This window comes from Novosphingobium sp. BL-S-32, from assembly GCF_056857055.1.
Genome location: NZ_CM166476.1, coordinates 2143073 through 2163647, shown reverse-complemented (window position 1 = coordinate 2163647; position 20575 = coordinate 2143073). Strand labels below are relative to the sequence as shown.

Annotated in this window: 17 protein-coding genes; 4 read left to right on the top strand and 13 right to left on the bottom strand. The window is 64.1% G+C overall.

Annotation, left to right across the window (positions count from 1 at the left end; genetic code table 11):
• Window positions 1-5: 5 nt before the first annotated feature.
• The 3 genes from AC1VVK_RS10035 to AC1VVK_RS10025 all read left to right on the top strand — a co-directional run bounded on the left by AC1VVK_RS10035 (window position 6) and on the right by AC1VVK_RS10025 (window position 5344).
• Complete coding sequence (locus tag AC1VVK_RS10035; protein WP_482902859.1) at window positions 6-3470, top strand: efflux RND transporter permease subunit; 3465 nt, start codon at window positions 6-8, stop codon at window positions 3468-3470.
• Between the two features lie 96 nt (window positions 3471-3566).
• Window positions 3567-4787 carry a DUF445 domain-containing protein gene (locus AC1VVK_RS10030; protein ID WP_482902858.1) on the top strand — a complete coding sequence of 407 codons (1221 nt, stop codon included), beginning with the start codon at window positions 3567-3569 and terminating at the stop codon, window positions 4785-4787.
• Window positions 4784-5344 (top strand): GNAT family N-acetyltransferase, encoded by a 561-nt coding sequence (locus AC1VVK_RS10025; protein ID WP_482902857.1) that lies wholly within the window; start codon window positions 4784-4786, stop codon window positions 5342-5344. The genes AC1VVK_RS10030 and AC1VVK_RS10025 overlap by 4 nt, the downstream gene beginning before the upstream one ends.
• Before the next feature lie 23 nt (window positions 5345-5367).
• Here AC1VVK_RS10025 and AC1VVK_RS10020 read toward each other — a convergent pair whose 3' ends face one another.
• From AC1VVK_RS10020 to sucC, 4 genes are all read right to left on the bottom strand, one after another.
• Window positions 5368-6231, bottom strand: coding sequence for an energy transducer TonB (locus AC1VVK_RS10020; RefSeq protein WP_482902856.1), 864 nt, complete (start codon window positions 6229-6231; stop codon window positions 5368-5370).
• Between the two features lie 150 nt (window positions 6232-6381).
• Complete coding sequence (locus tag AC1VVK_RS10015; protein WP_482902855.1) at window positions 6382-7311, bottom strand: electron transfer flavoprotein subunit alpha/FixB family protein; 930 nt, start codon at window positions 7309-7311, stop codon at window positions 6382-6384.
• Window positions 7311-8057, bottom strand: a complete 747-nt coding sequence (locus AC1VVK_RS10010) for an electron transfer flavoprotein subunit beta/FixA family protein (protein ID WP_482902854.1) — start codon at window positions 8055-8057, stop codon at window positions 7311-7313. The genes AC1VVK_RS10015 and AC1VVK_RS10010 overlap by 1 nt, the downstream gene beginning before the upstream one ends.
• Window positions 8058-8369: 312 nt before the next feature.
• Window positions 8370-9569: an ADP-forming succinate--CoA ligase subunit beta gene (gene sucC, locus AC1VVK_RS10005; protein ID WP_132387712.1), complete on the bottom strand. Its 1200-nt coding sequence runs from the start codon at window positions 9567-9569 to the stop codon at window positions 8370-8372.
• A gap of 206 nt (window positions 9570-9775) precedes the next feature.
• Between sucC and AC1VVK_RS10000 the strand changes: the two genes are divergently transcribed.
• Window positions 9776-10582 (top strand): 3'(2'),5'-bisphosphate nucleotidase CysQ, encoded by an 807-nt coding sequence (locus AC1VVK_RS10000; RefSeq protein WP_132387710.1) that lies wholly within the window; start codon window positions 9776-9778, stop codon window positions 10580-10582.
• Window positions 10583-10652: 70 nt separating this feature from the next.
• Here the strand turns inward: AC1VVK_RS10000 and AC1VVK_RS09995 are convergent, their stop codons facing one another.
• The 9 genes from AC1VVK_RS09995 to glnE form a co-directional block, all read right to left on the bottom strand.
• Window positions 10653-11450 carry a LytR/AlgR family response regulator transcription factor gene (locus tag AC1VVK_RS09995; RefSeq protein ID WP_132387708.1) on the bottom strand — a complete coding sequence of 266 codons (798 nt, stop codon included), beginning with the start codon at window positions 11448-11450 and terminating at the stop codon, window positions 10653-10655.
• A 46-nt stretch (window positions 11451-11496) separates the two neighbouring features.
• Window positions 11497-12660: a sensor histidine kinase gene (locus tag AC1VVK_RS09990; protein WP_132387706.1), complete on the bottom strand. Its 1164-nt coding sequence runs from the start codon at window positions 12658-12660 to the stop codon at window positions 11497-11499.
• Between the two features lie 168 nt (window positions 12661-12828).
• A complete protein-coding gene (locus AC1VVK_RS09985) occupies window positions 12829-13527 on the bottom strand; it encodes a DsbA family protein (protein WP_482902853.1) in 699 nt (232 codons plus the stop codon).
• 38 nt (window positions 13528-13565) lie between these two features.
• Window positions 13566-14927, bottom strand: a complete 1362-nt coding sequence (locus tag AC1VVK_RS09980) for a M48 family metalloprotease (RefSeq protein ID WP_482902852.1) — start codon at window positions 14925-14927, stop codon at window positions 13566-13568.
• A 94-nt stretch (window positions 14928-15021) separates the two neighbouring features.
• The gene (locus AC1VVK_RS09975) at window positions 15022-15255 is read right to left on the bottom strand and encodes a ribbon-helix-helix domain-containing protein (protein WP_132387700.1); all 234 of its coding nucleotides are present in this window, start codon (window positions 15253-15255) and stop codon (window positions 15022-15024) included.
• Between the two features lie 159 nt (window positions 15256-15414).
• Window positions 15415-16119 (bottom strand): M23 family metallopeptidase, encoded by a 705-nt coding sequence (locus tag AC1VVK_RS09970; RefSeq protein WP_243652558.1) that lies wholly within the window; start codon window positions 16117-16119, stop codon window positions 15415-15417.
• A 147-nt stretch (window positions 16120-16266) separates the two neighbouring features.
• Window positions 16267-17058 carry a ferritin-like domain-containing protein gene (locus AC1VVK_RS09965; RefSeq protein ID WP_482902851.1) on the bottom strand — a complete coding sequence of 264 codons (792 nt, stop codon included), beginning with the start codon at window positions 17056-17058 and terminating at the stop codon, window positions 16267-16269.
• 2 nt (window positions 17059-17060) lie between these two features.
• Window positions 17061-17546 (bottom strand): peroxiredoxin, encoded by a 486-nt coding sequence (locus AC1VVK_RS09960; protein WP_482902850.1) that lies wholly within the window; start codon window positions 17544-17546, stop codon window positions 17061-17063.
• Window positions 17543-20266, bottom strand: coding sequence for a bifunctional [glutamate--ammonia ligase]-adenylyl-L-tyrosine phosphorylase/[glutamate--ammonia-ligase] adenylyltransferase (gene glnE, locus AC1VVK_RS09955; protein ID WP_482902849.1), 2724 nt, complete (start codon window positions 20264-20266; stop codon window positions 17543-17545). The genes AC1VVK_RS09960 and glnE overlap by 4 nt, the downstream gene beginning before the upstream one ends.
• Window positions 20267-20575 lie beyond the last annotated feature (309 nt).

The window sequence follows — 20575 nt, the reverse complement described above, 5'->3', positions numbered from 1 at the left end:
CCGCGATGAGCCTTCGCAACATCTCGGCATGGTCGATCCGCAATCCGATCATACCGATCGTCTTCTTCATCGGCGTGATGGTCGCCGGCGTCGTCGCGTTCATGCGCATGGACGTCAACAACATGCCGGACATCGAATTTCCGGGGGTCCACGTCTCGGTCTCGCAGCCGGGCGCGGCGCCAACGGAAATCGAGACGCAAATTACCCAGAAGATCGAGGCGGCCGCACGTTCGGTGCCCGGCGTCGAGGAGATCCAGTCGACCGCATCGGAAGGCAATTCCTCCACGTTCGTGCTGTTCTCGATCGGCACCAATCCGGATGTTGCCACTAATCAGGTAAAGAACGCGGTCGACCAGATCCGCAGCGATCTGCCCGAAGGTATTCTCGAACCACAAGTCATCAAGGTTGAAGCGGGCGGCGATTCGCTCGGCTACTTCGCGGTCAGCGCCGATGACATGACGATCGAGCAGCTGAGCTGGTTCGTCGACGACACCATTTCCAAGCAGCTCCTCGCAATCGACGGCATGGCCTCGGTCGAGCGCAACGGCGGTGTCGACCGCGAAATCCGCGTGGTCGTCGATCCCGAACGGATGATCGCGATGGGCGTGAGCGCCAGTGCGGTCAACAACGTGCTGCGCCAGGTCAATACCGACGCGGCGGGCGGTCAGGCCGAAATCGCCGGCTCGCGCCAGTCTGTGCGCGTGCTCGGCAATGCCGAGACGGCCTACGACCTCTCGCAGACGCGCATCAATCTGGGCGGCGGACGGCAGGTCAAGCTGTCCGACATCGCCCATGTCTATGACGGCTATTCGGAACGCACCCGCATCGCCAAGCTCCATGGCCGCGAGGTCGTGACTTTCGGTTTCCAGCGCGCGCTCGGCGCTTCGGACGTCGCGGTCTACGATTCGGCGATGACGGTGCTGGACAAGATCCGCAAGGAAAACCCCAACGTCCACATCACCCGCCTGTTCTCCGACGTTGACTACACCAAGGGACAGTACACCAGTTCGATGGAAGCGCTGGTGGAAGGCGCCGTGCTGGCCATCGTCATCGTCTATCTGTTCCTGCGCGACTGGCGCGCGACGCTGATCTCCGCGATCGCGATCCCGCTTTCGGCGATCCCGACCTTCTGGTTCATGGAAATGCTCGGCTTCACGCTGAACTTCCTCTCGCTGCTGGCGCTGAGCCTTGTGGCGGGCGTGCTGGTCGATGACGCCATCGTCGAGATCGAGAATATCGTGCGCCATATGCGCATGGGCAAATCGGCCTATCAGGCCTCGATCGACGCGGCGGACGAAATCGGCCTCGCAGTCGTCGCCACCACATTCTCGATCGTCGCGGTGTTCCTGCCCGTCGGCATGATGCCGGGCATTTCGGGCCAGTTCTTCAAGGCATTCGGCCTGACCGTCGTCGCCGCAGTGCTGATGAGCCTTGCCGTGGCGCGTCTCATCACGCCGATGGTCGCGGCCTACTTCCTCAAGGCCCACGGCCACGCGGAACACGGCGGCGGCAAGGCGATGGACCTTTACATGAAGGTGCTCGCCTGGACGCTCGACAGCACGGAGGCGCACCGTCTGAAGGCCTTGCTTGTCAAAGCCGAGAGCCGCTGGTGGTACTATCCCTTGGTCGCCGTCGCGCTGCTGGTGCTGGCAGCGGCGGGAATTGGCTTGGCTGTACTGATCTTCATGGGCGCCAAAATGGGGTTCGAGAAGATCGGGCTCGATAAGGCCGCGCTCGTGCTGGCCGCAGCCGTGGCGCCGCTCGGCGTTCCTGTCGGCATCTTCGTCCTCGGCTGGATCCTGCGCATCCTGGCGCGGACCGTCGGCAATTTCGGCACCTGGTATCGCTACTTCACCGACCGCATCATCGCACGCATGCACGATCACCGTTTCTTCGCGTTCTGCGCGGGGATGTACGCGCTGGTCGTGACGTTTGCTCTGCTGGCGGGCCTGCCCTCCCAGTTCCAGCCGAACACCAACAACGACACAAGCCAGGTCAACATCGAAATGGTGCCCGGCACCACCATCGAACAGACCGGTGCCGTGGCGGATCAGGTGACGGCGTTGATCGAAAAGCAGCCCGAAGTCGAACGCGTGCTGGAAGCCACGCGTGAGGGCAAGGCCTCGCTCTATCTGGCGCTCAAACCCGCCAAGGAACGCGACACCACCAGTATCGCGTTCGAACGGCGGCTCGCTCCGCAGCTTCAGGACATACCCGATGCCCGCGTGACGTTCGCCACCCAGTCTGGCGGCACCGGCAGCGGCCGCGACATCTCGGTCATGCTCTCGGGCAGCGATTCGGAAGTGCTCAGGAAGACCGCGCAAACGCTGGCTGACCAGATGCGCAAGATTCCCGGCGTCGTCGCACCGCGCATTGCGGCGGACATGCAGCGTCCGGAACTGGTGATCGTGCCACGCGTCGATCTGGCAGCGCAGCTCGGCGTCACCACCGCCGCGCTCAGCCAGACGATCCGCATCGCCACGCTGGGCGAGATCGACCAGAACGCCGCCAAGTTCTCGCTGAGCGACCGTCAGGTGCCGATCCGCGTGATCCTTGCCCGCACTTCGCGCCGGGACTTCTCGACGATCGAGAACCTGCCGGTCACTACCGCCAGCGGCGGCTCGGTTCCGCTGAAACGCGTGGCCGAAATCCGCTTCGGCGCCGGCCCCACGCAGATCCAGCGCTACAACCAGTCGCGCCGCATCTTCGTCGGCGCCGACCTTGGCGCGGGTCAGGTCAAGGGCCCGATCATGGAGCAGATCCAGAAGCTGCCGATCATGAAGAACCTGCCGACGGGCGTTTCGAACGCACCGGTAGGCGATGACAAGTGGCAAGCGGAGATGGTGCAGAGCTTCGTCGTTGCAGTGATCAGCGGTATCTTCCTGGTCTTCGCGGTGCTGGTGCTGCTCTATCGCCGCTTCGTTTCACCGCTGGTCAACATGGCCTCGCTGCTCCTCGCGCCGCTCGGCGGCCTGTTGGCGCTGGTGGTGGTGGGACAGCCGGTCTCGATGCCCGTCTACATCGGCATCCTGATGCTGCTCGGCATCGTTGCCAAGAACTCGATCCTGCTGATCGACTTCGCGATCGAGGAGATGGAGAAGGGCGTCGACAAGCTCACCGCGATCATGGACGCCGGGCACAAGCGCGCCCAGCCGATCGTCATGACCACGGTCGCGATGACGGCAGGCATGGTGCCGACCGCACTCTCGCTCTCGGGCGACGCGGCCTGGCGCGCGCCCATGGGTATCACCGTGATCGGCGGCCTGCTGCTTTCGACGATGCTGACGCTGGTGATCGTACCGGCCGCCTTCAGCCTTGCCGACGGCTTCGAAAAGCGCCTCGGTCCGTGGCTGCGGCGCAAGTTGCTGACGATTGAATCGCATCATCTCCATGAACACGGCGGCCATGCGCCTGGCCATGGGCATCAGGCCGGGCCCGAGCCGCTGCCCCAGCCGGTCGCCGCAGAATGATGCCGTGCCAATCTCTTAGGAGGAACCTTGCCGCTGCCCATGCGTAGCATCAAAGTGGCAAGGGAAGACCTGCTAAGGCCCGACAGGGCAAGGCGTATGCGGATGTTCGCGACGGGGCTGCTGCTGTTCATGGCGGCAGCCTTCATCGTGTTGAAGCGTCTCTCCGCGCTCCATCCCGATTGGGGCGTCCCGCTCAGCTACGCGATATCCTTCACCGAAGCGGCAATGGTCGGCGGCCTGGCCGACTGGTTCGCGGTGACCGCGCTGTTCCGACATCCGCTCGGCCTGCCAATCCCTCACACCGCGATCATTCCGGTGAACAAGGACCGCATTGCCGATACGATGGCGAATTTCCTGCGCGACAACTTCCTCACGCCGCAAGTCGTCGCGCGCCGCCTCAACGGCTTCAACATTGCCGCCAGCCTCGGCTCCTTCCTCAGCGATCCCCGCCGCGACGAGCAGTCCCGCATCCGCGCCGGCGCCGCGCAACTGATCGGCGATGTGCTGGAATCGCTCGATCCCGAAGAGATGGGCGGCATGGTCAAGGCCGGCCTCCGCCGCCAGATCGAGAAGATCGACGCCGCTCCACTGCTCGGCCAGATGCTGGAAAGCGCGATTGCCGAAGGGCGCCATCTGCCGGTGATGGAAAGCCTGCTGCGCAAGATCGGCGAGGCCATCGAAGCCAACGAGCCGATGATCCGCGAGATGATTCACCAGCGCGCCAACTCCATCATGCGCTGGACCGGCCTTGATGAGCGGCTGGCCAACGGCGTGCTGGACGGCGCCTACCGCCTGCTCGCCGAAGTGATCGTCCAGCCCGACCATCCACTACGCGCCAAAGTCGACGAGGCTCTGGCCAAGCTCGCGCAGGACCTGCGGCACAATCCCGAAATGCAGGCACGGGTCGAGCGGATCAAGACCGACTTGCTGGAGAATCCGGCCATGGCCGCGTGGATCGACGGCATGTGGGAACGCGCCCGCGCCGGTCTGCTGAAGGCCATTCGCAACCCCGACAAGGCACTCTCGGGCGCGCTGGGGGAGAGTCTTTCCCAGCTTGGTCAGGCACTTGGCGACGATCGCAAGTTGCAATACATGGTCAACCGGTTCGCGCGCCGTACGCTGGTCGGGGTCGCGTCCCGCTATGGGAGTGAGATCGTGCGGCTGGTATCGGAAACCGTGAAACGCTGGGATGCCCGAACTGTCACCGATCGCATCGAAGGCGCGGTGGGGCGCGATCTCCAGTTCATTCGCATCAACGGTACGCTGGTCGGCGGCCTGTTCGGTCTCTGCATCCACGTGGTGGACCAACTGCTGTGAGTGCCGGGGAAGAAAATCGTCCGTTCCTCAAGACCAAACGCTTCGAGCTGTGGAAGCCTGCGGCCGGCGATCTGGACGGCCTCTGCCGCCTGATCGCGGACGAGGACATGCGCCGATTCCTCGGCCCCGCCAGCCCCGATCCGATGGAGCAGTTCAACCGCCTCGGCCGGAATGCCGGAAGCTGGGCACTCTATGGTTACGGCAGTCTCTACGTGCGCCGCCCGGGCGAGGCAGATCTGCTGGCCAACTGCGGCGTGTTCCATAGCTGGCGCGGCTTCGGCAAGGGCATGGACGATACGCCCGAGGCCGGCTGGATCGTGCGCAAGGACTGCTGGGGGGAGGGCCTGGCGCAGGAAGTGATGCACACGGTGATCGCGTGGTTCGATGAGACCCATGGCCCGAAACGCATTGCCTGCATGATCGAGGAAGGCAACATCGCGTCGGAACGCGTTGCGGCAAGACTGGGCTTCATGCGCTACGGCCGGCACGAGCCTGAAGATGGGCGCGGCGCCGCCGTCAATCTGTTCGAGCGGATAAGCTCAAATACGACGACCTAAGGGAACCCCCTCTTGTTTTATCGTCAATGACTCGGCCACGGCAGCACGCTTGATACGACGAAATAAGAGCGAACCGGACTGCCGTCCTTATCAAGGGCGGGGTGAAAATGCGCGTACTTCAACAATTGCGTGCAGGTACTAGTCGCAAGATCGGGAACTTCATCGGCATCGAGAGGCTCGCACTTGATCGGTTCACCCGTTTCGTCGATATCCACGCGCACTTTCAGCTTTGTCTGATTGCTGACGTTCCTTGCCGTCTCCGGGTAGCGGATCCAGTCCCTTGGATTCCCGTTAATTCTGGGTTTCTGGCTCAGCGCGTGTTGTACCGCAGGATCATAGCCCCATTTCCGGACCAGATCGTCGGTGCATTTGGTCAGGGCTTCTAAAACCGTGTCCATCCGGCCGACTTCGGCTTCCAGCGTTTGCTGGTCCCATTGGAACGTCACTGATGTGGATGTTTGCGTGTTCGCGCCATTGGAGAGGCGATCCTGGTCGCCTAGCTTGGCGTAGCGGATCAACACGCCCGGGATGGCTTTGCCGCCGCCAGAGGGGACATGGATGAGCAGCCATCCGTTTTGGGCGGGACTCGGCTGGTCGCTCCCAACCCGAAATTGGAAGTTGCTGCCGTAGGAAATGCTGCCAAATGGATTTCCTATCAACGTCAGCGTCCCCAAAGTGTCAGGAGAGACCACTTCGAAGCGGAAGCCGATGATCTCGGTGCCCCTGCTGAAAGTTCGCGCAAGGACACAGCTTTTCGCGGCGTAATCAATCGCCCACCCGCTTGTAGGTGTGAAAATCTGTGGTTCAGCGGCACTCGCTGGCGATGCATTCATTGCCATTGCAGTCGCAATTTCCACCACTATCCGCATTTTTTTGCGCATTGCCATGCCTTGGCCCCCCGGTCCCCAGTCGCTTGGATGAGTGACCTGGAACCGCGCATTAAACAAGTGCCGGAGCAAGTCCCATCGATATGATCATAAACGAAAACCCCGGCCGTTTCCGACCGGGGTTCCGTCATTTCAATTCTTTAACGCCGTTCAGAGCTTGCCGGTCAGTTCCGGCACGGCGCTGAACAGATCCGCCACGAGGCCGACGTCGGCGACCTGGAAGATCGGGGCGTCCTCGTCCTTGTTGATGGCGATGATGGTCTTGGAGTCCTTCATGCCCGCAAGGTGCTGGATCGCGCCCGAGATGCCGACGGCGATGTAGACTTCGGGAGCCACGATCTTGCCGGTCTGGCCGACTTGATAGTCGTTCGGCACATAGCCCGCGTCCACCGCAGCGCGCGAGGCGCCGACGGCAGCGCCGAGCTTGTCGGCGAGCGGCATGATGTACTGTTCGAACGTCTCCGAGTCCTTCAGCGCGCGGCCGCCCGAGACGATCACCTTGGCACTGGTCAGTTCCGGACGTTCCGACTTCGCGAGTTCGGCACCCACGAAGCTCGAAAGGCCGGCGTCACCGGCACCTGCGACGTCTTCGATGGCAGCCGAACCGCCCTCGGCAGCAGCCTTTTCAAAGGCCGTGCCGCGTACGGTGATTACCAGCTTGGCATCACTCGATTCGACGGTGGCGATGGCGTTGCCGGCGTAGATCGGGCGGGTGAAGGTCTTCTCGCCCTCGACCGAGAGGATGTCCGACAGCTGCATCACGTCGAGCAGCGCGGCAACGCGCGGGGCGACGTTCTTGCCGGTGGTGGTGGCGGGTGCCAGGAATGCGTCATGGTGGCCCATCAGTTCCACGATCAGCGGCGCGACGTTTTCGGCCAGCGCATGTTCGTAGGCGCCGTTGTCGGCCACGTGGACCTTGGCGACGCCGGCGATCTTCGCGGCAGCCTCGGCAGCGGCACGGCAGCCAGCGCCTGCGACCAGCAGGTGAACTTCACCCAGCTTGGCGGCAGCAGTGACGGTGTGGAGCGTTGCGTCCTTGACCGACGCGTTGTCGTGTTCGACCCAAACGAGCGTCTTCATTAGGCGACTCCCAGTTCCTTGAGCTTGGCTACCAGCGCATCGACGTCGGCAACCTTGACGCCTGCGACACGCACGGGCGGCTCTGAGACCTTGAGGGTCTTGAGGCGCGGAGCGATGTCGACGCCGTAATCGGCGGCGGTCTTCACATCGAGCTGCTTCTTCTTCGCCTTCATGATGTTCGGCAGCGAAGCGTAGCGCGGCTCGTTGAGGCGCAGGTCGGTGGTGACGATCGCGGGCAGCGAAAGCTTCACGGTCTCCAGACCGCCATCGACTTCGCGGGTCACGGCAACGTGATCACCGTCGATCTCGACCTTGCTGGCAAACGTGCCCTGCGGGCAGCCGGTGAGGGCTGCGAGCATCTGGCCGGTCTGGTTCGAATCGTCGTCGATCGCCTGCTTGCCGAGGATCACGAGGCCCGGATTCTCTTCGGCAACGATCGCCTTGAGGATCTTGGCGACGGCCAGCGGCTCAACCTCTGCATCGGTCTCGATGAGGATCGCACGATCTGCACCCATGGCGAGTGCAGTGCGCAGCGTATCCTGCGCCTTGGCCGGGCCGACCGAGACGGCCACGATCTCTTCAGCCTTGCCCGCTTCCTTGATGCGGATAGCTTCTTCGACCGCGATCTCGTCGAACGGATTCATGCTCATCTTGACGTTGGCCAGGTCAACGCCCGTGCCGTCCGCCTTTACGCGCGGCTTCACGTTGTAATCGATCACCCGCTTAACGGGGACGAGGATCTTCATGCGATCGGGTCCTCTCTCTTAGACTGCGGCGACGGTTTAGCCGCGCGATTAAATTCGTTCAAGTTCCCCATTGCCGCCACTTAACGTATACGTCAAGCGGCTCCCGCGCCGAGTGGGGGCGCGATCGGGATCGATCGCTCCATAACGCAATTCTGCGGGATTGCGCATCGCCACGGCAGAAACTTCGGGCAGAAATGAGGACAGAACAGTGAAACGGCCAGACGAAAACCGCCGGGGCAGAAACGGAAACGGCGAGGGCTTGTGACCCTCGCCGTATTCCTTGTTCGATCCGGGGCTATCGCCTCAGCGTGATCAGGCCGCGTTCTCGACTTCGGCCACGATCTTCTTGGCGGCGTCGCCCAGGTCGTTGGCGGGGACGATCGGCAGGCCCGAATTGGCCAGGATGTCCTTGCCCTGCTGGACGTTGGTGCCTTCGAGGCGGACGACGAGCGGAACTGAGAGGTTCACTTCCTTCGCCGCGGCAACGATGCCCTCGGCGATGACGTCGCACTTCATGATGCCGCCGAAGATGTTGACGAGGATGCCCTTAACGGCCGGGTCCGAGAGGATGATCTTGAACGCCGCGGTCACCTTCTCCTTGTTGGCGCCGCCGCCTACGTCGAGGAAGTTGGCCGGGAACTTGCCGTTGAGCTTGATGATGTCCATCGTCGCCATGGCGAGACCGGCACCGTTGACCATGCAGCCGATGTCGCCATCGAGCTTGATGTAGGCCAGGTCGTACTTCGAAGCTTCGACTTCCGCCGGATCTTCTTCGGTCTCGTCGCGCAGGGCCTGCACGTCGGGGTGACGGTACAGCGCGTTCGAGTCGAAGCTCATCTTGGTGTCGAGGACGAGCAGCTGGCCGTCCTTGGTTTCGACGAGCGGGTTGATTTCGAGCATGTCGCAGTCGAGCGCCACGAAGGCCTCATAGAGCTGCTTCGAGATCTTCTGCGCCTGCTTGTTGAGGTCGCCCGAAAGGTTCAGAGCGAAAGCAACGGCACGGCCGTGGTGCGGCTGGAAGCCGGCAGCGGTGTCGATGGTTACGGTGGTGATCTTCTCGGGGGTGTTGTGGGCAACATCCTCGATGTCCATGCCACCTTCGGTCGACACGATCATGGCGACGCGGCTGGAAGCGCGGTCCACGACCATCGAAAGGTAGTATTCGGCGGCAATGTCGACGCCGTCGGTCACGTAGAGGCGGTTCACCTGCTTGCCAGCTTCACCGGTCTGCACGGTGACGAGCGTGTTGCCGAGCATTTCCTTGGCGAAAGCTTCTACTTCCTCAACCGACTTGGCGAGACGCACGCCGCCCTTGGCGTCGGCAGCGAGTTCCTTGAACTTGCCCTTGCCGCGCCCGCCGGCGTGGATCTGGGCCTTCACGACATAGAGCGGTCCGGGGAGCTGCTTTGCGGCGGCAACCGCTTCCTCGACAGTGAGGGCGGGGATGCCGGCGGGAATGCCGACGCCGTACTTCGCAAGCAGTTCCTTCGCCTGGTATTCGTGAATGTTCATCGCTGAAATCGCTTTCTGCTGGAGTGTCCGAGGAAAGGATGTGGTCCAAAAGCGCGGAGGGAGGCCCCGAACTTGATCCCGGCCGCATAAGCACATCCCTGCGCGCTTGAAAAGTCCCGTTCCCTCGCGCAATGGCGTGCACAAGACGCGCACCGGCGTGCGGGTCGCCCGCCGTTTCCGACCAGACAACGCCCCAAGGCCCGCGCATGATCGACCGCGACAGACTCGAAGCTATCGTCCGCGAGGCAGGACGGATTGCCTTGGCCGGATGGCCGGGAGACGGCCATGCCCTTGAACATTGGGAAAAAGTTCCCGGCAGCCCGGTCTGCACGCTGGACCTCGAAGTCGACGCTTTCCTCCGCCGCGAACTTTCCGCGCTGCTGCCTTCGGCCGGCTGGCTCTCCGAGGAAACTGCCGACTCGCACCATCGCAAGGCCCACGAATTGGTCTGGCTGGTCGATCCCATCGACGGGACGCGCGATTTTATCGCCGGGCGGCCCGGCTGGGCGATTTCGGTCGCGCTCGTCAATACCCGCCGTCCGCTGCTGGGCTATCTCTTCGCGCCCGCCCGCAAGCGGGAAGAGGGCGGCGAATTCTGGCATGCCGAGGCAGGCAAGGGATCATGGCGCAATGGCCGGCGCCTTCAGGCCAGCCACCGAGAGGCGCTGCCGGGCGCGCGCGTTCCGGCCAAGAAGCTCGCTGCCGAGGATGCCGATCTGGTGCTGGTGGACCAGCCCAACTCGATCGCGCTGCGCATGGCCATGGTTGCCGCCAATGACGCCGACATTCTGGCCACGCTGCGCTGGGGCTACGAATGGGACATCGCCGCTGCGGGTTTGATCGCGCGCGAAGCCGGCGCGGAAGTGACCGACGCTTTCGGCAAGCCGCTCAATTACAACAAGCACGATCCGCGCGCTTTCGGGGTGCTCTGCACGTCGAGCGCGATTCATGCGGCAGCGGTCGACCGGCTGGCGGAACGCGCCGCGCGGTTTTCGGTAGTGCCGAGGGACTGAGCGCGCTCTGATTGTCCGGGAATAGTGTGATCCGCTCAGGCCCAGGCTGTTGGCCTGAGCGGAACCCGCATCAGTGCACGAAGCGCGCGATCACGTCGCGGTAAGAGCGACTCACCTTCACCTGGGCGCCCGAATCGAGCACGAGGAAGCATTCGCCGTTGGTATGCGGCTTGACCTGGCGAACCTGATTGAGGTTGACGATGGTCGAGCGGTGCACGCGCTGGAACACGCGCGGATCGAGCCGGCGCTCAAGATCCTTCATCGTCTCGCGCAGGATCAGCGAGTTGTCGGCGGTGCGGATGCACATATAGTCGCCGGCGGCCTCGATATGTTCGATCGAATCGACGTCGATCCGGAAGATCTGACCGCGATCCTTGATGTTGATGAGCTTTTCGTAGCGATCCGCGTTGGGATCGCTCTCTTCCGGCATCGCGTCCACTGCGTCGGGCGCGACTTCGGCCAGCACCGTCTTGAGCTTTTCCGCCTCGTCCGCCGAACGCTTTTCGGAAATGCGCTGGCGCACGCGGGCCAGCGTATCGTCCAGCTTGGCCTCGTCCACCGGCTTCATCAGGTAATTGACGGCATTGGCCTCGAACGCACGCACAGCGTGCTCCTGATAGGCGGTGACGAACACGAACAGCGGCGGTTCGATTTCCATCACGCCCTTGACCACCGAGAACCCGTCGAACCCGGGCATCTGGATGTCGAGGAAGACCAGATCGGGCTTCTCTGTCTTGATCTTCCGGATCGCCTCGCGCCCGTTGGAACAAGTATCGATGATTTCGACGTCAGGATATTTTTCCAGTCGAAGCTGGAGGCCCTGGATCGCCAGTTTCTCGTCATCGACGAGGATAGTGCGAATGGTCATGTGTCACGTACTCCGGCCCGGCAAACGCGCGGGGGCCAAATTTGTTTCATCGTCCGACGGGAACGGGTTGCCGCTGAAGTTCTTCCATGTCCTCGGGAGTGGGCTGATGGTCCGCGGGCAGCTCGATCAGCACGGCAAAGCCGCCTTCAACGGGCTCCACCGTTTCGAAACGGTGCTGCTCGCCGTAGGCCTGGCTGAGGCGGTCGCGGATGTTCGAAAGGCCGACACCGGTGGATACCGGCTCCCCTCCATCGTAGGTCATGCCCGACAACCTGTTGTCGGTAGTCGGACTTTGCAAGCCCGGTCCGGTGTCCGAGACGGTGATGCGAAGCATCGGCCCGACGAGTTGCGTGGCGATGGCAATATCGGCCCCGGCCTCCTGCTGGCTGACCGCATATTTGATGGCATTTTCCACCAGCGGCTGAAGCAGGAGCGAGGGCAGCAGGCAGGTCTCCGTCGCCGGATCGATAGTGAATGTGGTGCGCAGCCGTTCCTCGAAACGCATCCGCTCGATGTCGAGATAGAGCTTGAGCGTCTCCACCTCGGTCGCCACCGTGACCCGTGCCGAGGGCTTGTTGATCAGCGTGTAGCGCAGGAACGAGGAGAGGCGGCTGAGCATGGCATTGGCCGGCTCGGTCTGCTTGAGCAGCACCAGAGTCGAGATCGAGTTCAGCGTGTTGAACAGAAAGTGCGGATTGAGCTGATAGCGCAGCATGGCCAGCTGCGCCTGCGTTGCCTGGTTCTCCAGCCGGATCAGCTGGTCGTTCTGCTCTTCCACCTGAAGGTAGAAGTTGATCGCGTAATAGAGCGCCGACCATGCGCCCAGCAGCGTCGCGTCATAGTAGAACACGCCGATGAACAGCTGGGTGAAGCTGGTGTCGCTGTCGGCCCGGTAGAGCGAGATCACCCAGGCGTCGATGAAGGCATGGAGCGCCACCGCGATCGGCAGGATCAGCGCGGTCATGCCCCAGGTCACCAGCGGCCGCTTGGTGATCAGCACGCGGTAGACAACCGAAAGCACCAGCGAGATCGAGAACCCGGTGATCGTCGCGATCAGCACCAGCACAAGGTTCGACAACGGCTGGTCGTTGGCGATCGCCGACATCGTGCGCAGTAGCATCGCGCCGCCCCAGCCCGCAAACTGGAGGCGCCAGAAGGCCTTGTCCTTGTCGGCGAAGAAGGGGATCGGCTGGATCGGCAGAACGCGCATGATGGCTATCTAGACGAAAACCGCGCGAAGCGGAAACCCGGGGCCCCGATCTGAGGTCCAGCGGGTAACGGTAGTGGAGGTGCGGCCGATTTTCTACTCCGGAACAAAGACATCGGCCCGGCAAAAGCGCTCATGAGGGGAAGGGACAGGGAGCCGTGCTCCCTCCCGCTATCCCCCACGTGCGTCCGCAACTGCCTGCGATAGCTGATCGAAGCCGACCGCGCCCGAGATCAGGCGGTCACCCGCGACCCAGCTGGGCGTGCCGCTGAAGCCAAGCCTTCCAGCGACGTCCATATTGCGCTGGAGTTCCTGTTCGACGACCGGGCTGGCGGCAACCTTGTGGGCACGTTCCATGTCGAGCCCGGCCGCTTTCGCCGCCACATCGATGGCTTGCGGATCGACTTGCCCGGACGCGAACATGGCTTCGCGGAACGGCGCGAATTTGCCCTGTTCGGCGGCAGCGAGCGCCATGCGCGCGGCTTCGGGGCTGTGCGGACTGATGATCGGCAGTTCGCGCACGACGATGCGCAAGTCCGGGTGCTTGGCAATAAGCTGCGCCACATCGGGCAAGCTGCGGCGGCAATAGCCGCAGGCATAGTCGGTGAATTCGACAAGCGTGATGGCGCCATTGGGATTGCCGAGCACGGCGCCGGGGAAGGGCGTCTCCACACTCTGCCGCACGCCCGCGAGTTGCGCCTTGGCCTGCTTGGCCTGAAGCGCGTCCATCGCCTCGTTGAGCACTTCGGGGTTGGTGACGAGATAGTTGTGAATCACGCGGCCAGCGAGCACCGGCCCGCCAAACCAGACGCCGGTGCCAACAAGGGCGAGGCCCACGGCCGTCGCTGCGATCTTCGTGCCAAGTCCCATGGTTTTCGTCGTTCCCGTATTCGTCTCGAAGCTTCGCTCTAGCGGCGCTTCTTGTTGCGTTCCAGCGCCGCGCGCGCTTCCATTTCGATGTCCTGTGCCCGCAGCCAGTCAGGCGAGCCACTCGGCAGGCCCGCTTCGGCAGCCTGCGCATTCATCAGCGCGGCATCCATCTGGTTGGACAGTGATTGCTGCTCGGCGCTGGCGAGCCTTGCGCGCGGTATGTCGCCATTGGCCGCGTAGATCGTTCCGAGCTGGTACCAGGTAAAGGGATTCTCCCGGTCCCGCGCGGCGGCGTTCCTGAGCACTGTCTCGGCTTCCTTGAAATGCTGCGGGTCTTCGGTCGCGATCAGCGCGTGGCCGAACAGTGTAGCAATCAACGGCTGGTAGGCGGTCAGTTCGGTCGCCTTGCGCAAGGGTACGAGCGCATCGTTCGGCTGGCCCGATTCGAGCAGGATCTGGCCCTTGAGTTCCAGGAAATAGGGATCATTGGGATCCACCATCAGCAGTGCGTCGGTCTCGGCGGTGGCGCGGTCCATCTCCGACTGACGGTGCCACGCATAGGCGCGGGCATAGTGCGCGGGCACCGAATTGTCGGTTTGCGGGTAGACGCGGAAAACATCGCGCGGCTCGGCCAGATAGCCGAACAGCTTGGCCTTCATGCGCACGAAACGGGCCTGGATCTGGGGATCGTCCGGCTTCGACCAAGCCGGGTCCTTTTCGTAAGTGTCCTGAAGGGTCTGGATACGGTCGCCGGTCAACGGGTGGGTGGAGTAGAACTCGTCCCCGTCCTGCGGGCGATAGCCGTAGCGGAATTCAAGGTTCTGAAGCTTCTGGAAGAATTCCAGCGAACCGCGCCCGCTGATCCCGGCCTCCGAGAGAAACTTCGCGCCCGCCGCGTCGGCCGTAGCTTCCTGCGCACGGGTATAAGCGAGGAAATTGCCCATGGCCGCCTGCTGGCCCGCCATGATCACACCCATCGCCGCCTCGCCGCCGCCGGCCGCCGCCGCCGCCGCGCCGAGCAGCAGCGAGAGCAGCGAAATGCTGGTGGCAGACTTCTCGCCCTGATTCAGAACGGCGTGGCCGCCCGTGACGTGGCCAAGCTCGTGCGCGATCACGCCCTGCACTTGCGCGGCGGTATCAGCCTCGTTGATGAGGCCGGAGTTCACGTAGACCGCCTGCCCGCCAACGACGAAGGCATTGACCGAGGAGTCGTTCACCAGAACGATGTCGACATGCGTGGGATCGAGCCCGGCAGCCACGATCAGCGGCCGCGCCATGTCCTTGAGCAGCGCCTCTGTCTCGGCGTCGCGCAGGATCGACTGCGCCACAGCCGGCGAGGCGGACCAGCCGAACAGCGCCAGGAATGTCAGGACCAATGCGGCGATACGCGCGAACGACATAGGCGCTGTTGGAACCTTTCGCGCTGAACCGGGGCTGAAGTGCCGATAGCCTAGCGCGCGGCGCAGGGCTGGCAAGCCGGGAAAAAGATAGCGATCAAGCCTTTCGAGTGGTCGCCAGCCAGACCCGGATGGCCCCGGCGAGACCGGGCGGCACGTCCGCCTCCAGCCGTTCCGCATCGATCCGCGCGACAAGCGCGTTGACCGGCACGCCCGCGTCCACGGCGGCGGCCTTGAGCATGTCCCAGAACACCGGTTCGAGGCTGATCGAGGTCTTGTGCCCGGCGATCTCGACCGAGCGTTTGACCGGAGGATGATACGGCGAGGTCATAGGCGCAAACTAACGCCCGTCCGCTTCAAGTCGAACCCCAATCCTCATGGAGCGAGCCGGCAAAAGAAAAGGCGGCTCTAAAGCCGCCTCTTCCCTCCTCTCCAAACCATCGTGGCCGGACCGTCTTTGCCGCGGTTCCTGACCGGTTTGAAACTCGTGTCAGTTCTTGTCAGCCACCGCGACCTGATCGCCCTGCAGGTAGGGGAGCGGGTTCACGGCCTCACCGTCGATGCGCACTTCATAGTGGAGGTGCGGACCGGTCGAGTTGCCGGTGGTGCCGACGTAGCCGATCACGTCGCCCTTGTGGACCATCTGGCCCTCGGCAACGTTGAGACGCGACATGTGGCCATAGCGGGTTTCGAGATCGCCGCCGTGCTCCAGTTCGACGAACAGGCCGTAGCCACCGAACCAGGATGCCTTGCCGACGACACCGTCAGCGGTTGCGTAGATCGGGGTGCCGACGGGCGCGGCAAGGTCGATGCCCTTGTGTGCGCGGCGACCGCCGAGAATCGGGTGTTCGCGCATACCGAAGCTGCTGGTCAGGCGAAGGCCTTCAAGCGGGGTGCGCGAGGGGATGTTGACGCCGGAAAGGCGGGCGGTACCGGGGATCGCCGGCTTGGCCTTGGCCGCGGCGAGGCCGGTTTCCTCGTAATTCTGCCAGGAGCTGAAGAGGGTGCGGAACTGTTCGTCCTCACCGCCGCTGGCGGATTGATTGGCGGCCTGAGCGGCGCGCAGCGGGGCCGAGATGTCGGCGGCGGCTGCGGCGCTGTTGGCCAGGGCGGGGTGAGCTGCCATCGAAAGACCCGCGATGGCGACAGTAGCCGTCACCGTGCGGAACTTGGCAATGAGTTTGGTTACGACCACTCGCAATACCTTGTTATCCGCCGCAATCCGCAAGGACACGACGTTGTCGTTATCGACGGGCACGCCTTCGGCGTGCCGCGAACCCTAAGTTTTGAGATGGTCGGAACCCCCCGCCGTCTCGCGAAGTGGAGTTATGCCGATCAGTTCCTAACAGACAACCCCAAGGTAGAAATCCCGCGATAAACCGGCAGCGAGGCGCGCTGAGTCGTTGAACGGTGGCTTAACAGCCCCACGAAAATGGCGGGAAACCAGGGTTTTCCAAAGTTCCGCCGGTTCACCGTTCATCGCTTCGGCGCATGCGGCGAAATGTGTTGAGCCGAAACGGACATGGCGAATTTCATCGTCAAGGATTCTTTCGAGAATGCGCGCGCCCCGCTCGTCGCCAAGGCTACGCACTCGCTCCAAAGTAGCCGGCGTCACGTCCAGACCGCGCGCTTCCAGCACCATCGGCACAACCGCCAGGCGCGCAGCGACATCATGTCGAGTCTCATGCGCGGCATCCCACAGCCCGCTGTGCGCAGGGAGGGCGCCGTAATGGCTCCCCTGCGTGCGCAAGTGCCGATCCAGCAACGCGAAGTGCAGCGCTTCGTCGGCAGCGACCGAGAGGAAATCGCTGACGAATCCCGGGTTCATTTGCCCACCGAATCGCCCCGCCATGTCGAGCGCGAGGTCGATGGCGACGAATTCGATGTGCGCCAGCGCATGCCAGAGCGCCAATCGGCCGCGCTCCGAACCGCCCTTGCCGCGCTTGGGCATGCGATTAGGCGGCAGCAGTTCGGGCTCTGCCGGGCGGCCCGGTTTCTCGGGCATTTCGACATCGAAGGCATAAGCGAGCCGTCCCTGTCGCCAGTCGCGCGCCACCTTGCGTGTGACCATGACTTTGGCACGGGGATCGGATTCGAGCAGCACCTCGCGGATGGCTGCGGCAACGGACTGCATGATCAGAGTGCCTTTGCGGCCTCCAGCACCTGCGCGGCGTGGTCCTTGACCTTCACCTTGTCCCACACGCGGGCGATCTTGCCGTCGGGGCCGATCAGGTAGGTGGTGCGGACCATGCCCATGTAGGTGCGGCCATAGTTCTGCTTTTCGGTCCAGATGCCGAGCACCTCGGACAGCCCGCCTTCCTCGGCATCGCTGGCGAGCGGGGCCTTCAGGTCATGCTTGGCGATGAAGTTCTGGTGCTTCTTCGCCGAATCCTTGCTGACGCCCAGCAGGGCGACGCCGGCCGCATCGAACTCAGCCTTCAGGGCCGAGAAATCGAGATTCTCGGTGGTGCAGCCGGGGGTGTTGTCCTTGGGATAGAAATACACGACCAGCTTCCGGCCCGCAAAATCCGAAGCCTTCACGCTGCCGCCCTCGGGCGTTTCCAGCGCGATATCGGGGAACGGGTCGCCGGCGGCGGGGCGCCCGGAAATGGTGCTGCTCATGGGTTCATCTCCAGTGTTTCGCCGAAAGTCTCGCTCCAGCTCGCGGCGACATGCGCGCGGGCCCGGGCGAGGGCGGATTCAAGATCTTGCCATGCGCCATAGCCGCAGGCGCGCTGCAGCGCCATGCAGGAGGGCTTGCCAGGCACCTGGGTATCGGGCGCAAAGAGGCGGCCGGCCACCAGCAGACGCGTCATGACGTCATGCGATTCCACCAGCGTGGCCGGCAGCAGTCCGTCCGCTACCAGCATTTGCAGCGCCGCGCCCAGATCGGGATCGAGGCCGAGCCCGCTGCGCAACTGGGTGAAGTGGACAAGGAATTCGAGGTCCACCAGTCCGCCACGCATCAGCTTCACGTCCAGCGGGCCCTTGGCGGGTTTGTGCCCGGCCATCTTGGCGCGCATTTCCAACACGTCCGCGCGAAGCTTGTCCCCATCGCGGGGGGCGGCGAGCACGCCGTGAATCACCTCGCCGAGGTCTGCGCGCGCCTCGGCCGAGCCGTAGAGCGGACGGGCGCGGCAGAGCGCCATGTGCTCCCAAGTCCAAGCCTGCTCCTGCTGATAGCGCGCGAAGCTGTCGAGGCTGGCGGCGGGCGGGCCCTGTTCGCCCGAGGGACGCAGGCGTGTGTCGACTTCGTAGAGCGCGCCTTCGGCCGTCGGCACCGACAGTGCGGCGGTCACCCGCTGCGAGACGCGGTTGTAATAGAGCGTTGCCCCCAGCGGCCGCCGGCCATCCGATTCGCCCGCGAAATCGCCGGTGAACAGGTAGATCAGATCGAGGTCGGAAGCATGGGTGAGCACGCCGCCGCCCATGCGGCCAAGGCCGAGCACGACCAGTTCGCTGCCCGGCACCATGCCGTGGACGGCGCGGAATTCCTCCAGTGCGGCATCGGTCAGCACCACCAGCGCCGCCTCGGCAATCCGGGCGAGGGCGTGGCCGATGTCCAACGGATCGTTGGCGCCCTCGATCAGTTGCACGCCAAGGGCGAAGCGGCGATCGCCCACCTTGCGGCGGACGGTGCCCAGCTTCTGTTCGTAGTCGGCACCCGGCTCGAACTGGGTGAATTCGGCGACCAGCTCCACCACCGATCCGGGCAGGTCGAAGGCACTGGCATCGATCAGCGGGTCCAGCAGATCGGCACGCCGGGCAAGCGCGTCGGCCAGAGTGGGCGCAAGGCTGAGGATCCGCGCGAGCCGTTCCAGCAGCGCGGGACGGGCTTCCAGCAGGCGGAACAGGTTGATGGCGGAGGGCAGGTTGTTCAGCAGCTTTTCGAAGCGGGCGAAGGCGCGCTCCGGCTCCGGCGCGGCGGCCAGTGCGGCGAACAGATCGGCGCGTACGCTGGCAAAGGCGGCGCGGGCCGCGTCCGAACGCAGCGCCCGCATCCCGCCGGAGAGCCAGCCTTCGACGCGGTGGGCCATCGTCTCGGCATCGGCAAGGCCAAGGCCGGCCAGTTCGTCACGCAAGTCGTCCTGCGCGGGCATGGCGACTTGCGTAGTCGGACCGAGCGGGGTGTTGGCCATGACCAGCGCGTCATAGCGTTCGCCCACGGCATCGGTGATCTCGCGCAGTTCGCTGAGCAGGGTTTCGCCATCGGGAAGGCCGTCGAGCCGGGCCACGGCCTCCAGCGCTTCGGGGCGCATCGGCAGGGCGTGGGTCTGCTGGTCCTGCAGCATCTGCAGGCGGTGTTCGATGGTGCGCAGGCGATCATAGCTTTCACCCAGCAGGCGCGCATCCTCGGCCGGCACCAACCCGGCTTCGGCCAGTGCGTCCAGCGTGGCGCGGGTGCCGCGCAGGCGCAGCGCGGGGTTGCGTCCGCCGTGGATCAGCTGGTGGGTCTGGGCGTAAAACTCCACCTCACGAATGCCGCCGCGTCCTTTCTTCAGGTCGAAGCCGGGGCCGACCGTGGCGCTGCCGCGCGTATTGGCGCGGATCTGTGCGGTGAGGCGGCCGATCTCAGCGATCGCGCCGAAGTCCAGGCTCTTGCGCCAGACGAAGGGGCGGATTGCGGCGAGGAAGGCCTCGCCTGCGGCAATGTCGCCCGAACAGGCGCGGGCGCGGATGAAGGCGGCGCGTTCCCACGCCAGCGCGGACGATTCATAATGAGTCAGCGCCCCGTTGATCGAAATCGCCAGCGGGCTGACTTCGGACGCCGGGCGCAGGCGTAAATCGATGCGGAAGACGTAACCGTGATCGGTGACTTTGCCGAGCGTTTCCACCACCGCGCGGGCCACGCGCTGGGCGGCCTCGCCCGGCTCGTCCCGCTCCCGGCGGGGGAGCAGTTCGGGATCGAACAGCAGGATCGGATCGATGTCCGAACTGTAGTTGAGTTCGCCCGCACCATGTTTGCCGAGCGCGAGGGCGAGGAAGCCTGCGGGTTCCGCATCGGGCACGCGGCGGCGGATACCCTCAGCAATAGCGCCATCGAGCGCACGGTCGGCCAGTGCGGAAAGCTCGCCGGTGACGCGGAGCAACGGAAAGGCCCCGGCAAGGTCGCCGATGCCGAGGGCGAGAGCCAATGCCTGCTTCTCGCGGCGCAGGGCGATTCCGACATCGTCGATGCCGCTGCCGACATTGCGAGCGAACGCCAGCGCTTCCTCGCCCTTGCCTTGTGCCAGCAGCGCGGCGAGGTCCGGATGCCGGTCCAGCAGCGAGGCGAGGTAGGGGGCGTGGGCACGCGCACGTTCGATCGCGCCGGTCCAGTCGGCTTGCAGTTCGGCATCCATGCCGGGGTTCCTGCCCAAGCGGGAGCGTGAGGGCAAGCGTGTCGGTTGTTTTGAAGGACGTGGGTCGTGCCGATCCGCGCATGCCGATCACTCGTTTCTCGTCATTGCGAGCGCAGCGAAGCAATCCAGTGCCGCACAAACCGCTCCTGGATTGCTTCGCTGCGCTCGCAATGACGAAGGAAGGTACTTTGGAGGAGTGTCGAAGATGCCGTGCGTCGGCTCCGCCTTGTGCCCGCCGCCTGCCTCTGGCACGACGCCGGTCATCCAAAAGTACCGGAGGCCCGGAGAACCGGAGCCCCAAACAGGATC